Genomic DNA, 14,398 nt, shown 5'->3' on the forward strand with positions numbered 1-14,398 from the left:
CCCCCGGATCGGGGCGATCCGGGGGCGTCGCGCGGTCAGAGGTGTGGTGCGGTCAGGGGTGTGGTGCGCCCGGGAGTGTCAGCCGACGAAGATCTCGGTGAGCGACCAGATGGCCAGGGCGGCCATGCACAGGCCGCCGATGCGCTGGACGGTCTTCAGTGGGACGCGCTTGGCGATGAACCGGCCCGCGACGAGCGCGAGGGCCGAGACGCTCATCAGGGCGGCGGCGGAGCCGATCGCCGTGGACCAGGTGCCGTTGGTGGCGGCGAGGTTGGCCGTGGTGATCTGCGTCAGGTCGCCCCACTCGCTGATGAACACGGCCATGAACGCGGTCGAGTAGACCGGCCAGAAGCCGGTCACCGTCTTGCCGCCGGCCTCGTCCGCATCGTCGTCGCCACCGGCGCGCAGCAGCATGAACGCGCCGAAGCCGAACATCAGGGCCGAGACGAGCTTGACGATCCAGTCGGGCAGCAGGCCGAGCAGGCTGCCGGCGCCCACGGCGATGGCCACGTGCACGAGGAACGCGGTCGAGGTGCCGAACCAGACGTACAGCGGACGCATGCGCGTGCCCATGGCGAGGGACGCGAACATCGTCTTGTCGGGAAGCTCGGCGAGGAAGATCAGCCCGAAGGCGGTGAGAATCGCCAAGGGATCGAGGTGCATGTACCGGGGGCTCTCTGCTCGTTCCGGGCCCGGGATCCGCACGGCACCACGGTGGGCGACGGGGAGAACCACTCGGCCCGGCATGACGGACCACGCCCACGGAACGCGGACATGGCGAATGCCTGGCCGAAGGTCTCGCCCGTCCGCGCTGTTCGCGTGGACCCGGTCACCGGGAACCCGAGGGCTCCAGTGTGTCGACGACCGGTTCGCAGGGCTACTCCCCTTCGCTGTCGAACAGTGTAGCGGAGACCTGTGTCGATCTTCATAGACACTGTCTACGATGACCTGGTAGACAGTGTCTATGACTGAGGAGACACAGACGGGGACGCAGGCAGGGGCAGGAAGCGGGCGCGGGATCGATCCGGAGGCCGGGGTGCGCGACCGGCTGGTCGACGCCGGGGTCGAGCTCGTGCACGCGGAAGGCGCGCAGGCGCTGTCCCTCCGGGAGATCGCCCGGCGCGCCGGGGTCTCACACGGAGCGCCGCGCCGGTACTTCCCGACCCACCTCGACCTGCTGTCGGCTATCGCCCGCGAGGGCTTCGCGGAGCTCGCGGACCGGGTGGCGGCCGTGGTGGGGGAGGAGGCGCGGGAGCGTGCGGGCGCGCGGACGCAGCTCGACGCCCTCGCCCGGGTCCACCTCGACTTCGCGCGGAGCCGGCGCGGGATGTACGAGCTGATGTTCCGGCACGACCTGCTTGAGAGCGGCCGCCTCGGGCTGCGCGAGACGAGCCTGCCGCTCTTCGACCTCCTCGGCCGGCTCGTCGCCCGCGCCCGCCCGGGGGCGGACCCGGAGCCGACCGTCGTCGCGGCCGCCCTCTGGGCGAACCTGCACGGCATCGCCCAGCTCCGGGCCTGGGGGAGCCTCCGGCTCGCCACGCGCACCGACGACATCGAGCCGCTCCTGCGGGCCGTCCTCGACGCGCACCTCGGCCCGGCCGGGGGCGCACGGTGATACGTCAACGGCGGGTGACCCTCGCCTGCAGCGTCGTGGGCGCCGCCGTCGTGGCCCTCGACGGCACGGTCCTGACGATCGCCCAGCCCACGCTCCAGCGCGACCTGGGCGCGGACTTCGGCCAGGTCCAGTGGACCAGCACCGGGTATCTCGTCGCGGTGGCGAGCCTCCTCGTCTTCGCGGGCCGGCTGGGAGACGCGTACGGGCACCGGAGGCTCTTCGTCCTCGGCACGCTCGGCTTCGCCGCGACCTCGGCCGCGATCGCCCTCGCGCCCGACATCGGCTGGGTGATCGCCCTGCGGGTCCTCCAGGGCGTGGCCGGGGCGCTCCTGCAACCGGCCACCCTCGGCATGCTCCGCGCGGCCTTCCCGCCCGACCGCCTGGCCATGCCGATCGCCCTCCGGATGAGCGCGATCGGCCTCGCGGCCGCGGTGGGCCCGCTCGTGGGCGGCGCCCTCGTCACGGCCTACGGCTGGCGCTCGGTCTTCGCCCTGACGGCAATTCCCGCCCTGGCCATCGCCCTCCTGGCGGCCGCAACCCCGACACGCCCGCCCGCGCGGGACGAGGCCGCGCCGGGCGTTGCGCCGCAGCCCCGAGCGGCGGCCTCGGCCGCCTCCTCGCTCGACCTGCCCGGCGCCGTGCTGCTGGCCGTCACGCTCGCCGGTCTTGTCCATGTGCTCGTCGCGGTCCCGGAGCCGGGCTGGAGCCCTGCGACCGGGCTCGCCCTCTGCGCCGCCGTCGCGGCCGGGGCGGTCCTCGCGCGGCACGAGCGGCGCGCCGCCCACCCGCTCCTGCCGCCCGCCCTCCTGCGGTCCCGGCCCGTCCTGGCGGGGCTCGCCACCCTGCTGGCGTCGTCGTCGGCCCTGTTCGGCGCGCTGTTCGTGGCGACGTACCTGCTCCAGGACGTCCGTGGACTCGACCCACTCTCCAGCGGCCTGTGGGTCCTGCCCCTCGCCGTGCTGATGGTGCTCGGCGCGCCCGCCGCGGCCGTCCTGCAACGCCGCTTCGGGCCGCGCCGTACGACGGCCGGAGGAGCCGCCCTGCTCGCCCTCGGCGTGCTCCTGCTGTCCCGGCTCGACGCGACCGCGACGGCGGTGCCGACCGGAGTCTGCTTCGCCCTGCTGGGCGCAGGCTTCGGTACGGTCATGGCCACGGCGACCGCCGTCGTCGTGCACCGGGCCTCCGTGGCCGACGCCGGGGTCGCGGGCGGGCTCCAGCAGACCGCCATGAACGTCGGCCCCGCGCTCGGCGTCGCCGCCGCGACCCTGCTGATGACGGTCACCGCGCCCTCGGGCGTCGTCCCCGCGATGGGCACCACGTTCCTGGTCCTGGCCGCCGTCGCCGCCCTCGGCGTCGCCGCGGCGCTCGGGCTGCCCGGACGCGCCGCACCCGCGAAGAGCCCCGACGTGCCCGCGCCCCTGCCCTGACACGCCAGAGGGGCGGCGAGACCGAGGTCGCGCCGCCCCGGCCTCGTACGATCACGCAATGCCCTCCGGTGATCCACGGGGCCGCCCCATGCGGCGGTCGCGCACGCAGATCAGCATCGGCCGGGCGCTGCCGGTCCTGGTCATGGTCCTGACGGTGCTCGCCGACCTCCTCTCCGAGAACGAGGAACGCTACGACCGCCTCCTGGCCGCCGCGCCCGCCCTCGCCGCCGTCACCTGGAGCGTTCGGGGGACCGTCGCCATCGGCGTGGTCGCCATGGTGCTCGGCGTGATCCTCGGGACGACCAGCGGCGACCCCTTCCTCCCCGACATCACCACGAACGAGTCGGCGCTCGGCGTGGTGACCCTGGTCGCCGCCTGGGTCAGCCGGGCCAGGTCACGCTACGAGCGCGAACTGCGCGAGGTCACCGCCGTCGCCGAGGTCGTCCAGCGCGTCGTCCTGCGCCCCCTCGCGCCCCGGCTCGGCCCCGTCGACCTCCATCTGCTGTACGTCGCGGCCGCCGCCAAGGCCCGGATCGGCGGCGATTTCTACGAGGCCGTGCACGTACCCGGCGCCGTACGCCTGATGCTCGGCGACGTCCAGGGCAAGGGGCTCGGCGCCGTGGAGACCGCGTCCGTCCTGCTCGGCTCCTTCCGCGCCGCCGTCAACGACGCCCCCGACCTGCCCGCGCTTGCCGACCGCCTGGAGGAGGGCCTCGGCCGGTACGGCGCCTGGGACCCCGACACCGACGCGGCCGAACGCTTCGCCACCGTCGTCCTCGTCGAGATCCCCGACGACGGGGCCGTCGCCCGCCTCCTCAGCTGCGGCCACCCGGCGCCCCTGCTCCAGCACGGCGACCGGGTGCGGTTCGTTCCGTTCGAAGACCCGTCCCTGCCGATCAACCTCTCCGGCCTCCTCGACTCCCACCACCGCGTCGAGGAGGTTCCGTTCGTTCCGGGGGACCGGCTGCTCCTGTACACCGACGGGGTGAGCGAGACCCGCGACCGGGCCGGCACCTTCTACCCGCTCCAGGACCGGATGACCCAGTGGGTGCACGAGCCGGGCGAGCGCGTCCCCGCCCTGCTCCACGACGAGCTGGACGCCTACGGCGCCCACGGCGTCGACGACGACGTGGCCGCGATGCTCGTCGTACGCCGCGAGTAGTTCGCGCGGCCGCCCTGCTCCGCTGGACCAGCCGCCCCGGTCCGCCGGGACCCAGCCGCGCTAGTACGCCGGGACCGACTCGTACAGCACCGTGTGGAAGCGGCCCGCCGCCTCCCGGCCGGTCGGGTCCGCACCCAGTCTCCGTACCGCCTCCACCGCGAAGCGCTGCTCACCCGGGTCGGTGAAGAGCCGCTGCGGGTAGGTCCGCGAGGGGTCGTGGGCGGTCCGCAGGCCGTGGGTCGCGAGGCAGTCGGCGATCGGCCGGTACGAGACCGTCCGCAGGACGAACGCGCTCACCCGCAGCGGTCGCCCCGCCCACCCGAGAAGCGCGTCGAACGTACGCCGGGTGAGATAGCTGCCGCCCCCGGTCAGCGTGATCAGGCCGACGTCGGCCATCGCGGCGCGCAGCCGTGGGCTCGGCTGTACGCCCAGCTCCAGGTTCTCCGCGAACGCGTCGTCCAGGAGCCCGACCGCCCGCGCGTACCGCACGGCGTTGTCCGCGACGTCGAGGCCGATGACCGGGGCCGCGTCCGGCCGGCGCCGTGCCGCGTAGAACTCCTTGTCCCGTACGGCGAGTTCCGCCGAGGTCAGCCCGCTCACCTCGGGGTCGGTATAGCGCGCGTACAGCTCGGCCAGCGTGACGTCGTGGTTGAGCAGCGCCGCGTTGATCCCGTACGAGCAGCACAGGTCGAGCACCGTACCGCCGTCACGCTCGGCCGCCGCGCGCCGGAAGGCGGCCTGGGCCTGCTGCGGGATCTCGTACTCCAGCGGTGCGAGGCGCCGGAAGTACGCCCGCGGGTCGGGCCGGTCGTAGATGTCCTCGAACCGTGTCTTGCCGCCGATGCCCTCCGTGTCCCCCGTGCCGGACCATTCTGTGCCGGACTCGCTCATGCGTCCCGCCTCCCTCCAAGGCCCCAGGTGGGCATCGTGCGCGGACCCCGACCCGGCGCTCGCGTCCTCATCGGGGGCGCATGGGCGCACCACCCGCACCGAGGGGTGGCTGCGGGACGGTGCCCATGCCTCCAGGATGGTCCCGGCGTCGGCCAAGCGGCGAGGACGGCCGGCGGCCACGCGCGCGTGGGCACACGGGGCCGCCCGTCCGAAACGTGGAAATCCGGGCAAGGAGTGTCGTTGACGACCGGTTCGGTGCCTCGTGCGCTGTTCCTGCGCTCTCTGGTGGCTCTGTCCGCAATGCGTTTGGCTGGGGCGGCCGTCCGCACAGCGGACACTTCGGCAGATCAGACGAGAGGAACGGGTGCTCGTGCCCCAGGAGAATTCCTTCAGCCCGGAGAATTCCTTCGGCTCGTTCGACGGATCCGGCTTCGCCACAGACAGTCAGGGGATCACTTCGGCGGAGATCGCCCAGCTCGCCGACGAGGGGGTGTGGGCCGCCGACGGATCGGTCCATCCCGTGGCCGCCCGGCTGGGCCAGGCCCTCGCGAACGCCGTCAGGAACGGGGGCGGCGACGGCCTCCTCCCCGGTGACCTCGACGAGACCGTCCGCCAGGTGCTCGCACTGGCCGAACCCGGCTTCCCGCGGATCGTGACGTCCGAGGGGTACCGGCTCTCCACCTTCAGCCTCAAGCAGCGCGGTGCCGGACCGCACCCCCTGGTCGTGGTCCCGGCCGGCTGGCACCCCTTCGGCTGGCCGCTCTTCATGTGGGCGTACCTGTCCCTGGCCCGCCGCGGCTACCACGTCCTCGCGTACACGCCCCGGGGACTCGGCTTCCCCTTCCTGCCCTCCACCTCCGAGGGCTTCGTCGATGTCGGCGGCCCGAACGACTGGGCGGACGGCTCCACGGTCATCGACCACGCCGTCGACCACCTCGCGCCGAGCACGATCGGCTTCCTCGGGGAGTCCTACGGGTCGGGCATCAGCCAGTTGGTCGCCGCCCACGACGAGCGGGTCGACGCCGTCGTCGCGCTCTCCACCTGGGGCAACCTGGCCACCAGCCTGTACGACCACGGCACCCGGCACGTCCAGGCCGTACAGGCGCTGCTCGGCCTCACCGGTGGCACCGTCGAGGACAAGTTCGACCCGGACAACCGCAGGATCCTCACCGACTTCCTGGCCGACCGGAACATGGACGACGTCGTCGACTGGGGAAACCGGCGCGCCCCCGAGTCGTACGTCGAGAACACCAACCGCTTCGGCACCCCGACGTTCGTCTCCAACACCTGGCACGAGAGCCTCTTCCCGGTCAACCAGCTCCTGACGACCTTCAACCTGCTCCAGGTGCCCAAGCGCCTCAACATCTGGATCGGCGACCACGCCGCCCCCGAAGGCCCGGGCCTGATCCGCCCGGTGGCCGACAACACGCCGCTGCGCGAGGCGTACGACTGGCTCGACCACCACCTCAAGGGCGAGCGGAACGGCGTGGACAGCTGGGACCGCGTCAGCAACCAGGTCATGTTCACCTACGTGACCGTGCCGGTCCTCGACCCGGTGACGGGCGAGCCGACCGGCAAGAACACGATCGTCGAACAGGCGCGGCGCGAGTCCGTCGCCGACTGGTCCGACGTGACCACGGGCACCGAACGCTTCGGCCTGACGGGCACCGGCGCCGGCGGAGGCGGGCAGGGAGCCGACGGCCGGCTCGTCCCGGGCGGCGAGGCGCCGGGCCAGGAGACCGGCTGGGAGCTCGGCTTCGTCGCGGGCGTCGACACCGAGGCCACCGCCATGGACGCGCTGATGAAGACGGGGCAGGCGGAGTACGCGGGCAACCCGAAGATCTACGACACCCGGAAGATCGACCGCGCCCACGCCGCCGTCTGGACGACCGAGCCACTCGCCGCACCACGCCGCGTCCGCGGTGTCCCGAGGCTGCGCCTGACGGCCCGCTCCACGGCCACCTCCGCGAGCCTCTTCGCCCACCTCCTCGACGTCGCCGAGGACGACACGGCCCGCATCATCACCCACGAGCCGGTCAACCTCCATGGGCTGACGCCCGATCAGGAGACCGCGGTGGAGTGGGAGCTGCAGGCGGCGGCGTACGACGTCCCGGCCGGACACCGGCTGATGCTCGTCATCGACAGCAAGGACCCGCTGTACGGAGACGCCTCCGTCGCCTGGACGCAGACCGTCGTCGGCTCCCCGGAGGGCGACCCCGCCCACCTCGACCTGCCGCTCGGCTGACGCCCCGCAACCGGCCACCCGTACCCAGCGAAGGAAGACACATGCAGGACGAGCACCAGCAGCAGGTCGACCCGACGCTCCTTCCCGCCGACCCCACCGTGGCCCTCAGCCGGATCGGCGCCCCGCAGGAGGCATGGGAGCCGCTCCTCGCGGCCCTGAGGCCCGGCGCGCGAGCCGCTGCCTCACCGTCGGCAGGCCTCCCCGACGAACTCGCCGCCGACATCGCCGGCTTCACCCGCATCGCCGTCTGGGAACGGGCCTCGATCCGGCGCGAGGACGGCGTCGTCCTCGACGGCGGGTTCTGGCACCACCGCGACGGACTCCCGCGCCCCCTCGTCGTCATCCCGTCCGCCTGGGGCGCACCCTGGCAGGCGTTCGCGGTCCTCGCCTTCAAGCTCTCCCTCCAGGGCTACGACGTCCTCGCCTACCAGCCGCGCGGCTTCTTCCGGTCCGGCGGGTTCATCGGCGTCTGCGGGGAGGAGGACTGGCGCGACGCCTCCGCCGCCATCGACTGGGCCGCCCGGCGGACCGGCTCCGAACCGACGAACGTCGGCTTCTTCGGCGACTCCTACGGCGCCGGCATCAGCTGCATGGCCGCCGCCCACGACCCGCGCGTGGGCGCGGTGGTCGCGCTGAGCGGATGGTCCGACCTGGCGGCGTGCATGTACGGCAACAGCACGCGCCGTATCCGTGCCTTCCAGGCGCTCCTGGCGGCCACGAAGAACCAGGACGGCGAGACGATCGGCCACCTCGACGCGGCCACCCGGGCGCTCCTCGACGACTTCTTCGTCCACCGGAACATGGACGAGGTCACGGCGTGGGCGGCGGTGCGCTCGCCCGTCACGTACGTCGACGCCATCAACGCCCGCCGTGTCCCGATCCTCATCGGCGGGCACTGGCACGAGACGCTCTGCCCGGTCGGGCAGACGCTGGACATGTTCGAGCGGCTCACCGGCCCCAAACGGCTGCTGCTGTCCATCGGCGACCACAGCGGCGCCGAACTCCCCGGCCTTGCCGGCCTGCCGAACCGGGTCGTGGACGAGGGCTATCGCTGGCTCGCCCACCACCTCCTCGGCGAGGAGAACGGGGTCGACACGCTGCCGCAGGTCGCCAACGAGGTGATGTTCACGTACACCACCGTTCCGCTTCCGGTGCCCATCACCGTGCCGGGCCTGCCGCCGATCTCCCGGCAGATCGTGCGGCCCGCCGAGGTGGAGGAGCGCAAGGCGTGGGCGGACGTCACCGGCTCCACCGAGCGGTTCCACCTCAAGCCAGCCGCCCGGCCGGACCTCCTCCACCCGCGGGACGGGGAGCTGTCCCCGGGCGTCGCGCCCACCTGGGAGCGGCCGTTCACCGCCGGCGCGGACGCCGGGTTCACCGCGGCCGAGAACCCTGTGACGACCGGGACCGCCGAGGTCTACGGCGCGCCGGTGACCTACCGGACGCGCTGGTTCGAACGGAAGAACGCGGCGATCTGGAAGACGCCCGTCCTGCCCGCGGTGAAGAGCGTCCGGGGAACTCCGCGGCTGCGTCTCACGTTCACCTCGTCGGCGGTCTCGGCGACGCTCGTCGCGTACCTCTTCGACGTGGACCCGGTCCTCGGGACGGCTCGGATCATCACCCACGAGCCGAGGACCTTCCTCGATCTCACTCCGAACGAGCCGATCACCACGCACATCGACCTCCAGGCGGCGGCGTACGACATTCCGGCCGGCCACCGCCTGATGCTTGCGGTGACCAGTCGCGACCAGCTGTACGCGGACGCGAGCATCGACCGCACGGAGATCGAGGTCCACTCGACGGCGGAGAATCCGACGTATCTGGATCTGCCGCTGTCGTAGCGGGCTCACAGCGGGCCCGTAGCCCGGCCCGTAGCGGGCTCACACCTCCAGTGCGTGGCCCGTAGTCGCGTCCACGTGGTCCGGTACGGCGTCATGGCGGTCGCCGACCGTGAGGGTGCCCGTCGGCTCGAAGAGGAGCAGGGACGCGCCGGAGGGGGCGTACGGGCGGTGTTCCACGCCCTTGGGGACGGTGAAGGCCGAGCCCCGGGGGAGGGACACCGTCCGTTCCGTGCCGTTCTCGCGCAGCGCGATGTGCAGCTCGCCCTCGATGACCAGGAAGAACTCGTCCGTGTCGTCGTGGGCGTGCCACACGTGCTCGCCCGCGACCTTCGCCACGCGCACGTCGTAGTCGTTCACGCGCGCCAGGATGCGCGGGCTCCACAGGTCCTCGAAGGACGCGAACGCGGTGGCGAGGGCGATGGGGGCACGGGAAGCGCTGGTCACAGCGGGGTTCTGGGTCATGCGGCCATCGTGCTCCGCGCCCGCCTCCCGGCGTGAGTGCTAGAAATAGCATATGCCGCAAGGATCCTCGCAACAGCCCTCGCAACAGCCCTCGAATCGGGCCGCGCAGCACGGAGCGCATCGCGTCGTCGTCATCGTCGACGAGAACTCCAACCCCTTCGAACTAGGCTGTGCCACCGAGGTCTTCGGCCTGCGCCGGCCCGAACTCGGGCGCGACCTGTACGACTTCCGGCTCTGCTCGCCCGAGCCCCGCACGCTCATGCGCGACGGCTTCTTCACCCTCACCGGGGTCGCCGAACTCGACGCGGCCGAGACCGCCGACACGCTGATCGTCCCCAACCGCCCCGACGTCGAGGTGCCCCGGCGCCCCGCCGTGCTCGACGCCGTCCGCCGGGCCCACGCGCGCGGTGCCCGGCTGATCGGCTTCTGCAGCGGCGCCTTCACCCTGGCCGAGGCAGGCGTGCTCGACGGCCGGCGGGCCACCGCCCACTGGCAGTGGGCCGACGCCTTCCGCGCCCGCTTCCCCTCCGTACGCCTCGAACCGGACGTCCTCTTCGTCGACGACGGCGACATCCTCACCGCCGCCGGCAGCGCCGCCGCCCTCGACCTCGGGCTCCACGTCGTCCGCCGCGACCACGGCGCCGAGGCCGCCAACGCGGTCAGCCGCCGCCTGGTCTTCGCCGCCCACCGGGACGGCGGGCAACGGCAGTTCGTCGAGCGGCCGGTCCCCGAGATCCCCGACGAGTCCCTCGCCCCGATCCTCGCCTGGGCCCAGGAACGCCTCGGCTCCCCGCTCACCGTCGCCGACCTCGCGGCCCGGGCGGCGGTCAGCCCGGCGACCCTGCACCGCCGCTTCCGCGCGGAGCTCGGCACCACGCCGCTCGCCTGGCTCACCGGCGAGCGGGTGACCCTCGCCTGTCGGCTGATCGAACGCGGCGAGACCCGCTTCGACGTCGTCGCCCGCGCCAGCGGCCTCGGCACGGCAGCCCATCTGCGCGCCCTGATGAACCGTGAGACGGGCCTCTCCCCGTCCGCCTACCGCCGCCGCTTCGGCCCGACGACGTCCCCGACGGTCGGGCCACGCTCCTGACCCTCACGAGCGCACCTGACGCCTCACGAGCGGTACGGAGTGTTCTCCTCCGCCCACCGCGCGAGCGCCCTGGCGCACTCCGCGACCGACTCCCGCCAGGTCCTGGCCGCGCCGTCGCCCGCCTCGTCGCTCACGTGCTTGACGATCCGGATCGGCACCCCGGCCAGGCCCGCGGCGGTCGCGAGGGCGTAGCCCTCCATGTCGACCAGCGCGGCGCGGGCGGCGAGCCGGGCCCGGGCCGCCTCGTCCGAGATGAAGGCGTCACCGGTGGCCAGGGTCAGGTCGCCGCCGTCCGGCAGGAGGACCGGGGCGCCGTACGTCTCGCCCGTCAGCGTCTCCAGCAGCTCTCCGTCCAGATCGTGCTGGATCACCGTGCCCACCACGTGCGTCCCCGTCCACCCCGGACGCAGCGCCCCGGCGGTCCCCAGGTTCACCACGCCGGACGGGCGCGGTCCGCGCCCCAGGACGGTGGCGAGCGCCGTCGCCGCGTTGACCTTGCCCATGCCGGTCAGCAGGACCGGCAGATCCGTGTCCAGGAACTGGGCCTCCTCCTTGACGGCAAGGACGAGCAGGGGCCGGTCGGCCGTGATATCTCCGATGAGTTCCATGGCGGCCACGCTACCCGCCGGGACTTCCCGCCCATCCCGAGAGACCATGGAGGTGTAGTCAAGAGCCGAGGAGCTCGTCATGGCAACTGGAACAGTCAAGTGGTTCAACGCGGAGAAGGGCTTCGGCTTCATCGAGCAGGACGGCGGAGGCCCGGACGTGTTCGTCCACTACTCGGCCATCGCCAGCACCGGCTTCCGCGAACTCGCCGAGGGCCAGAAGGTCGCGTTCGACGTCGTACAGGGCCCTAAGGGCCCCCAGGCCGAGAACGTCACCCCCAGCTGATCGGCGGGAGCAGTCACCAGCGCCTCACCCCAGCAGGTCCGTGGGGACGTGCGGGCGCAGCTCATTGAGCGCCCGTTCCGGGTCAGGGTCGGAGACGGCCAGCCGACGGAAGGGCGCGTCACCGCGGAGTTCGACGCAGATCACGGGCGTGCCGGGCTTCACCACGGCGAAGTCCCGGCCGTCCGGCAGTACGCGGACGCCCACGCACAGCCGGTCGGGGATCCACAACCCCCGTCCGCGCCGCCCGCGCAGCGCCCGCCACCAGTCGGGTTCGACCCGTACCTCGCGCAGGGCGGTCACCGGCACGCGCACGTGCCCACGGCGCGCGGCGAGCCGCTCGCGCACGGACAGCCGGACCACGATGTCGGCGCCGTCCACCGTCACCCGTGCCATCACACCTCACCACCCGTCCCATCCGTCCCGCTGGTATCCATGCCCTCCATCGTCGGGCCGAGGCGGGCGAGGTGCCAGGCGGGTCACATGGTCACACCGGCAGCAGGCGGCCGATCAGCTCGCCGAGCTGTCGCGCGTTGCGGCAGGAGTGCATGGAGACCAGTTCGGCGTACGCGAGCGCGACGGAGTCGCCCGTCGACCACAGCGCGGGTTGCTCGGGGTTGAGCCAGTGGACCCGGCGGGCCCGGTCGGCGATCCGCTTCAGCGCCGGGAGGTTCGGGTCGCTCATGTTGGTTCGGGCGTCGCCCAGGACGAAGACCGCCGTACGCGGGCCGAGGGCGTCGGCGTACCGCTCCGCGAACTCGCCCAGGGCCGTCCCGTAGTCGCTCTGCCCGTGCCAGCCCGTCACCACGGCCTCGTCGAGGATGCGCGCCCCGAGGCCGGCCGGGTCCGCCGCGCCCCGCGCGATCAGGTCGGTCACCTCGTCGACCCGGTTGACGAAGGCGAACACCCGCACCCTGCTGAACTGGTCGTGCAGCGCCTGCACCAGAAGCATCGTGAAGTTCGCGAACCCCGCGACGGAGCCCGACACGTCACACAGCAGGACGAGTTCCGGGCGGGCGGGCCTGCGGCGCCGCAGCACCGGCCGCATCGGTACGCCTCCGGTCGACAGCGAGCCGCGCAGCGTGCGCCGCAGGTCGATCCGGCCGCGCGCGGCGCGCCGCCGCCTGGCCGCGAGGCGGGTCGCGAGCTTGCGCGCCAACGGCCGTACCGTCGTGCGCAGCTCGTCCAGCTGGGCCCGTCCCGCGAGCAGGAAGTCGACGCCGTCCGGGGTGCCCGCCACCGCGCGCCGCGCGACCCGGTCCCGGCCCTGCCGCTCGGCGACCCGCTGCCTGGCCTCCGTCCGTACCCGTTCGCGGAACGCCTCGATGCGCCGCCGGATCTCGTCGTCCGTCAGCCGGTCGGTGAAGGCCGGCTCCGCCCCGCCGCCGGCCTCCCGGAGCATGGCCCGGACCCGGGCGAGCAGCGTCTCCGGGCGGAGCCGGGCGAGGGTCTGGTACGAGGACCAGCCGTCCGAGCCCGGCGCGGAGCCGTACCCGCCGAGGCCACCCACCGCCTCGCCCGCCAGCCGGGTGAGCGCCGAGCCGTCGTCGGCGGCCAGAGCGGCGGCGAGCCGCTCCCGCAGCGCCGCCGTGTCGAACGCCTGCGCGGAATCCGGGGAGGAGGGATCATCCCCGTCCGAGGCGGCCGCGGCCAGCGGGAAGTACAGGTCGAAGACCCGGTCGAAGAGCGGCCGCTGCCCCGCCTTGTGGAGCAGCGTCGCCGCGAGCGCCTCCCGCGCCCGCTCCCGGTCGGCGAACCCCACCGCCTCCAGGGCGTGCCCCGCGTCCACGCTCTCGCCCGTGCCGATCGACAGGCCGTGCGCCCGCAGCGCGTGCACCAGACCGGTGAGCCGGTCCGTCACCCCGCCCGGCGAGGTGGTCACACCGCGTCCAGGTCGAGCTTGGCGGCCGCCTTCTGGATGTCGTCCTGATGCTTGAGGATCACGCCCAGGCTGTCGCGCACCACCGTCTCGTCCAGTTCGTCGGCGCCCAGGGCGAGCAGGGTCCGGGCCCAGTCGATGGTCTCCGCCACCGAGGGTGCCTTCCGCAGGTCCATCGCGCGCAGCGCGCCCACCACCCGTACGACCGACGTCGTCAGCGCCGCGCCGAGCCCCGGAACCTTCGTCGCGACGATCCGGCGTTCCAGCTCCTCCTCCGGGAAGTCGATGTGGAGGAAGAGGCAGCGGCGGCGCAGGGCCTCGGACAGCTCGCGGCCCGCGTTGGAGGTGAGGACGACGAAGGGGCGCCGGGTCGCGGTGATGGTGCCCAGCTCGGGGACGGTGATCTGGAAGTCGCTGAGCACCTCCAGGAGGAACCCCTCCACCTCGATGTCGGCCTTGTCCATCTCGTCGACCAGCAGCACGGTCGGATCGGCGGAGCGAATGGCCGTGAGGAGCGGGCGGGGGAGCAGGAACTCCTCGCTGAAGATGTCCGTGCGGGTCTCGTCCCAGGTCTCGTCGCGGCCCGCCGTGATCCGCAGCAGCTGCTTGGCGTGGTTCCACTCGTACAGGGCGCGGGACTCGTCGACGCCCTCGTAGCACTGGAGCCGTACGAGCCTGGCGCCCGCGACCTCGGCGACGGCCTTGGCCAGCTCGGTCTTGCCGACACCGGCCGGGCCCTCCACGAGGAGCGGCTTGCCCAGCCGGTCGGCGAGGAAGACGGTGGTGGCGACGGCGGGCGAGGCCAGGTAGCCGGTCGCGGCGAGCCGCTCCGCCACATCGTCGACGGAGCTGAAGTACCCGGTCGTCATGGTTGTCTCCCCCGGAGCCTCGACATCCT

General features: G+C 73.2%; 14 protein-coding genes. 7 read left to right on the plus strand and 7 right to left on the minus strand.

Annotated features, from left to right (window positions below; translation table 11 throughout):
• Nucleotides 1-78 precede the first annotated feature (78 nt).
• A complete protein-coding gene (locus ACFWRO_RS28190) occupies nt 79-663 on the minus strand; it encodes a TMEM165/GDT1 family protein (protein WP_384514591.1) in 585 nt (194 codons plus the stop codon).
• 301 nt (nt 664-964) lie between these two features.
• On the opposite strand from ACFWRO_RS28190, the gene ACFWRO_RS28195 reads away from it, so the two are divergent.
• From ACFWRO_RS28195 to ACFWRO_RS28205, 3 genes are all read left to right on the plus strand, one after another.
• Nucleotides 965-1,615, plus strand: a complete 651-nt coding sequence (locus tag ACFWRO_RS28195; RefSeq protein ID WP_384514594.1) for a TetR/AcrR family transcriptional regulator — start codon at nt 965-967, stop codon at nt 1,613-1,615.
• Nucleotides 1,612-3,042: an MFS transporter gene (locus ACFWRO_RS28200; RefSeq protein ID WP_384514597.1), complete on the plus strand. Its 1,431-nt coding sequence runs from the start codon at nt 1,612-1,614 to the stop codon at nt 3,040-3,042. Before ACFWRO_RS28195 ends, ACFWRO_RS28200 begins: the two co-directional genes overlap by 4 nt.
• 88 nt (nt 3,043-3,130) lie before the next feature.
• Nucleotides 3,131-4,204 (plus strand): PP2C family protein-serine/threonine phosphatase, encoded by a 1,074-nt coding sequence (locus ACFWRO_RS28205; protein ID WP_384514600.1) that lies wholly within the window; start codon nt 3,131-3,133, stop codon nt 4,202-4,204.
• Between the two features lie 60 nt (nt 4,205-4,264).
• Here ACFWRO_RS28205 and ACFWRO_RS28210 read toward each other — a convergent pair whose 3' ends face one another.
• The gene (locus ACFWRO_RS28210) at nt 4,265-5,095 is read right to left on the minus strand and encodes a hypothetical protein (RefSeq protein WP_384514603.1); all 831 of its coding nucleotides are present in this window, start codon (nt 5,093-5,095) and stop codon (nt 4,265-4,267) included.
• A gap of 370 nt (nt 5,096-5,465) precedes the next feature.
• Between ACFWRO_RS28210 and ACFWRO_RS28215 the strand changes: the two genes are divergently transcribed.
• Both ACFWRO_RS28215 and ACFWRO_RS28220 read left to right on the plus strand, forming a co-directional pair.
• Nucleotides 5,466-7,340: an alpha/beta fold hydrolase gene (locus ACFWRO_RS28215; protein WP_384514606.1), complete on the plus strand. Its 1,875-nt coding sequence runs from the start codon at nt 5,466-5,468 to the stop codon at nt 7,338-7,340.
• A 41-nt stretch (nt 7,341-7,381) separates the two neighbouring features.
• Nucleotides 7,382-9,181, plus strand: coding sequence for an alpha/beta fold hydrolase (locus ACFWRO_RS28220; protein ID WP_384514609.1), 1,800 nt, complete (start codon nt 7,382-7,384; stop codon nt 9,179-9,181).
• A gap of 39 nt (nt 9,182-9,220) precedes the next feature.
• On the opposite strand, the gene ACFWRO_RS28225 is transcribed toward ACFWRO_RS28220, so the two are convergent.
• Nucleotides 9,221-9,643 carry a cupin domain-containing protein gene (locus tag ACFWRO_RS28225; RefSeq protein ID WP_384514612.1) on the minus strand — a complete coding sequence of 141 codons (423 nt, stop codon included), beginning with the start codon at nt 9,641-9,643 and terminating at the stop codon, nt 9,221-9,223.
• A gap of 52 nt (nt 9,644-9,695) precedes the next feature.
• Here ACFWRO_RS28225 and ACFWRO_RS28230 point away from each other — a divergent pair, with 52 nt between their 5' ends.
• The gene (locus ACFWRO_RS28230; protein ID WP_384514615.1) at nt 9,696-10,733 is read left to right on the plus strand and encodes a GlxA family transcriptional regulator; all 1,038 of its coding nucleotides are present in this window, start codon (nt 9,696-9,698) and stop codon (nt 10,731-10,733) included.
• Between the two features lie 23 nt (nt 10,734-10,756).
• Here ACFWRO_RS28230 and ACFWRO_RS28235 read toward each other — a convergent pair whose 3' ends face one another.
• Entirely contained in the window at nt 10,757-11,341 is a 585-nt protein-coding gene (locus tag ACFWRO_RS28235; protein ID WP_384514618.1) for a nucleosidase, read from the minus strand.
• 79 nt (nt 11,342-11,420) lie between these two features.
• On the opposite strand from ACFWRO_RS28235, the gene ACFWRO_RS28240 reads away from it, so the two are divergent.
• Nucleotides 11,421-11,624, plus strand: coding sequence for a cold-shock protein (locus tag ACFWRO_RS28240; protein ID WP_384514621.1), 204 nt, complete (start codon nt 11,421-11,423; stop codon nt 11,622-11,624).
• Between the two features lie 24 nt (nt 11,625-11,648).
• Here ACFWRO_RS28240 and ACFWRO_RS28245 read toward each other — a convergent pair whose 3' ends face one another.
• From ACFWRO_RS28245 to ACFWRO_RS28255, 3 genes are all read right to left on the minus strand, one after another.
• A complete protein-coding gene (locus ACFWRO_RS28245; protein ID WP_384514624.1) occupies nt 11,649-12,017 on the minus strand; it encodes a hypothetical protein in 369 nt (122 codons plus the stop codon).
• A gap of 91 nt (nt 12,018-12,108) precedes the next feature.
• Entirely contained in the window at nt 12,109-13,503 is a 1,395-nt protein-coding gene (locus ACFWRO_RS28250; RefSeq protein ID WP_384514626.1) for a VWA domain-containing protein, read from the minus strand.
• Nucleotides 13,500-14,369, minus strand: coding sequence for an AAA family ATPase (locus tag ACFWRO_RS28255; protein ID WP_384514629.1), 870 nt, complete (start codon nt 14,367-14,369; stop codon nt 13,500-13,502). The genes ACFWRO_RS28250 and ACFWRO_RS28255 overlap by 4 nt, the downstream gene beginning before the upstream one ends.
• Between the last annotated feature and the right edge of the window lie 29 nt (nt 14,370-14,398).

The sequence above is a fragment of the Streptomyces sp. NPDC058579 genome, from assembly GCF_042718575.1.
Classification (GTDB): domain Bacteria; phylum Actinomycetota; class Actinomycetes; order Streptomycetales; family Streptomycetaceae; genus Streptomyces.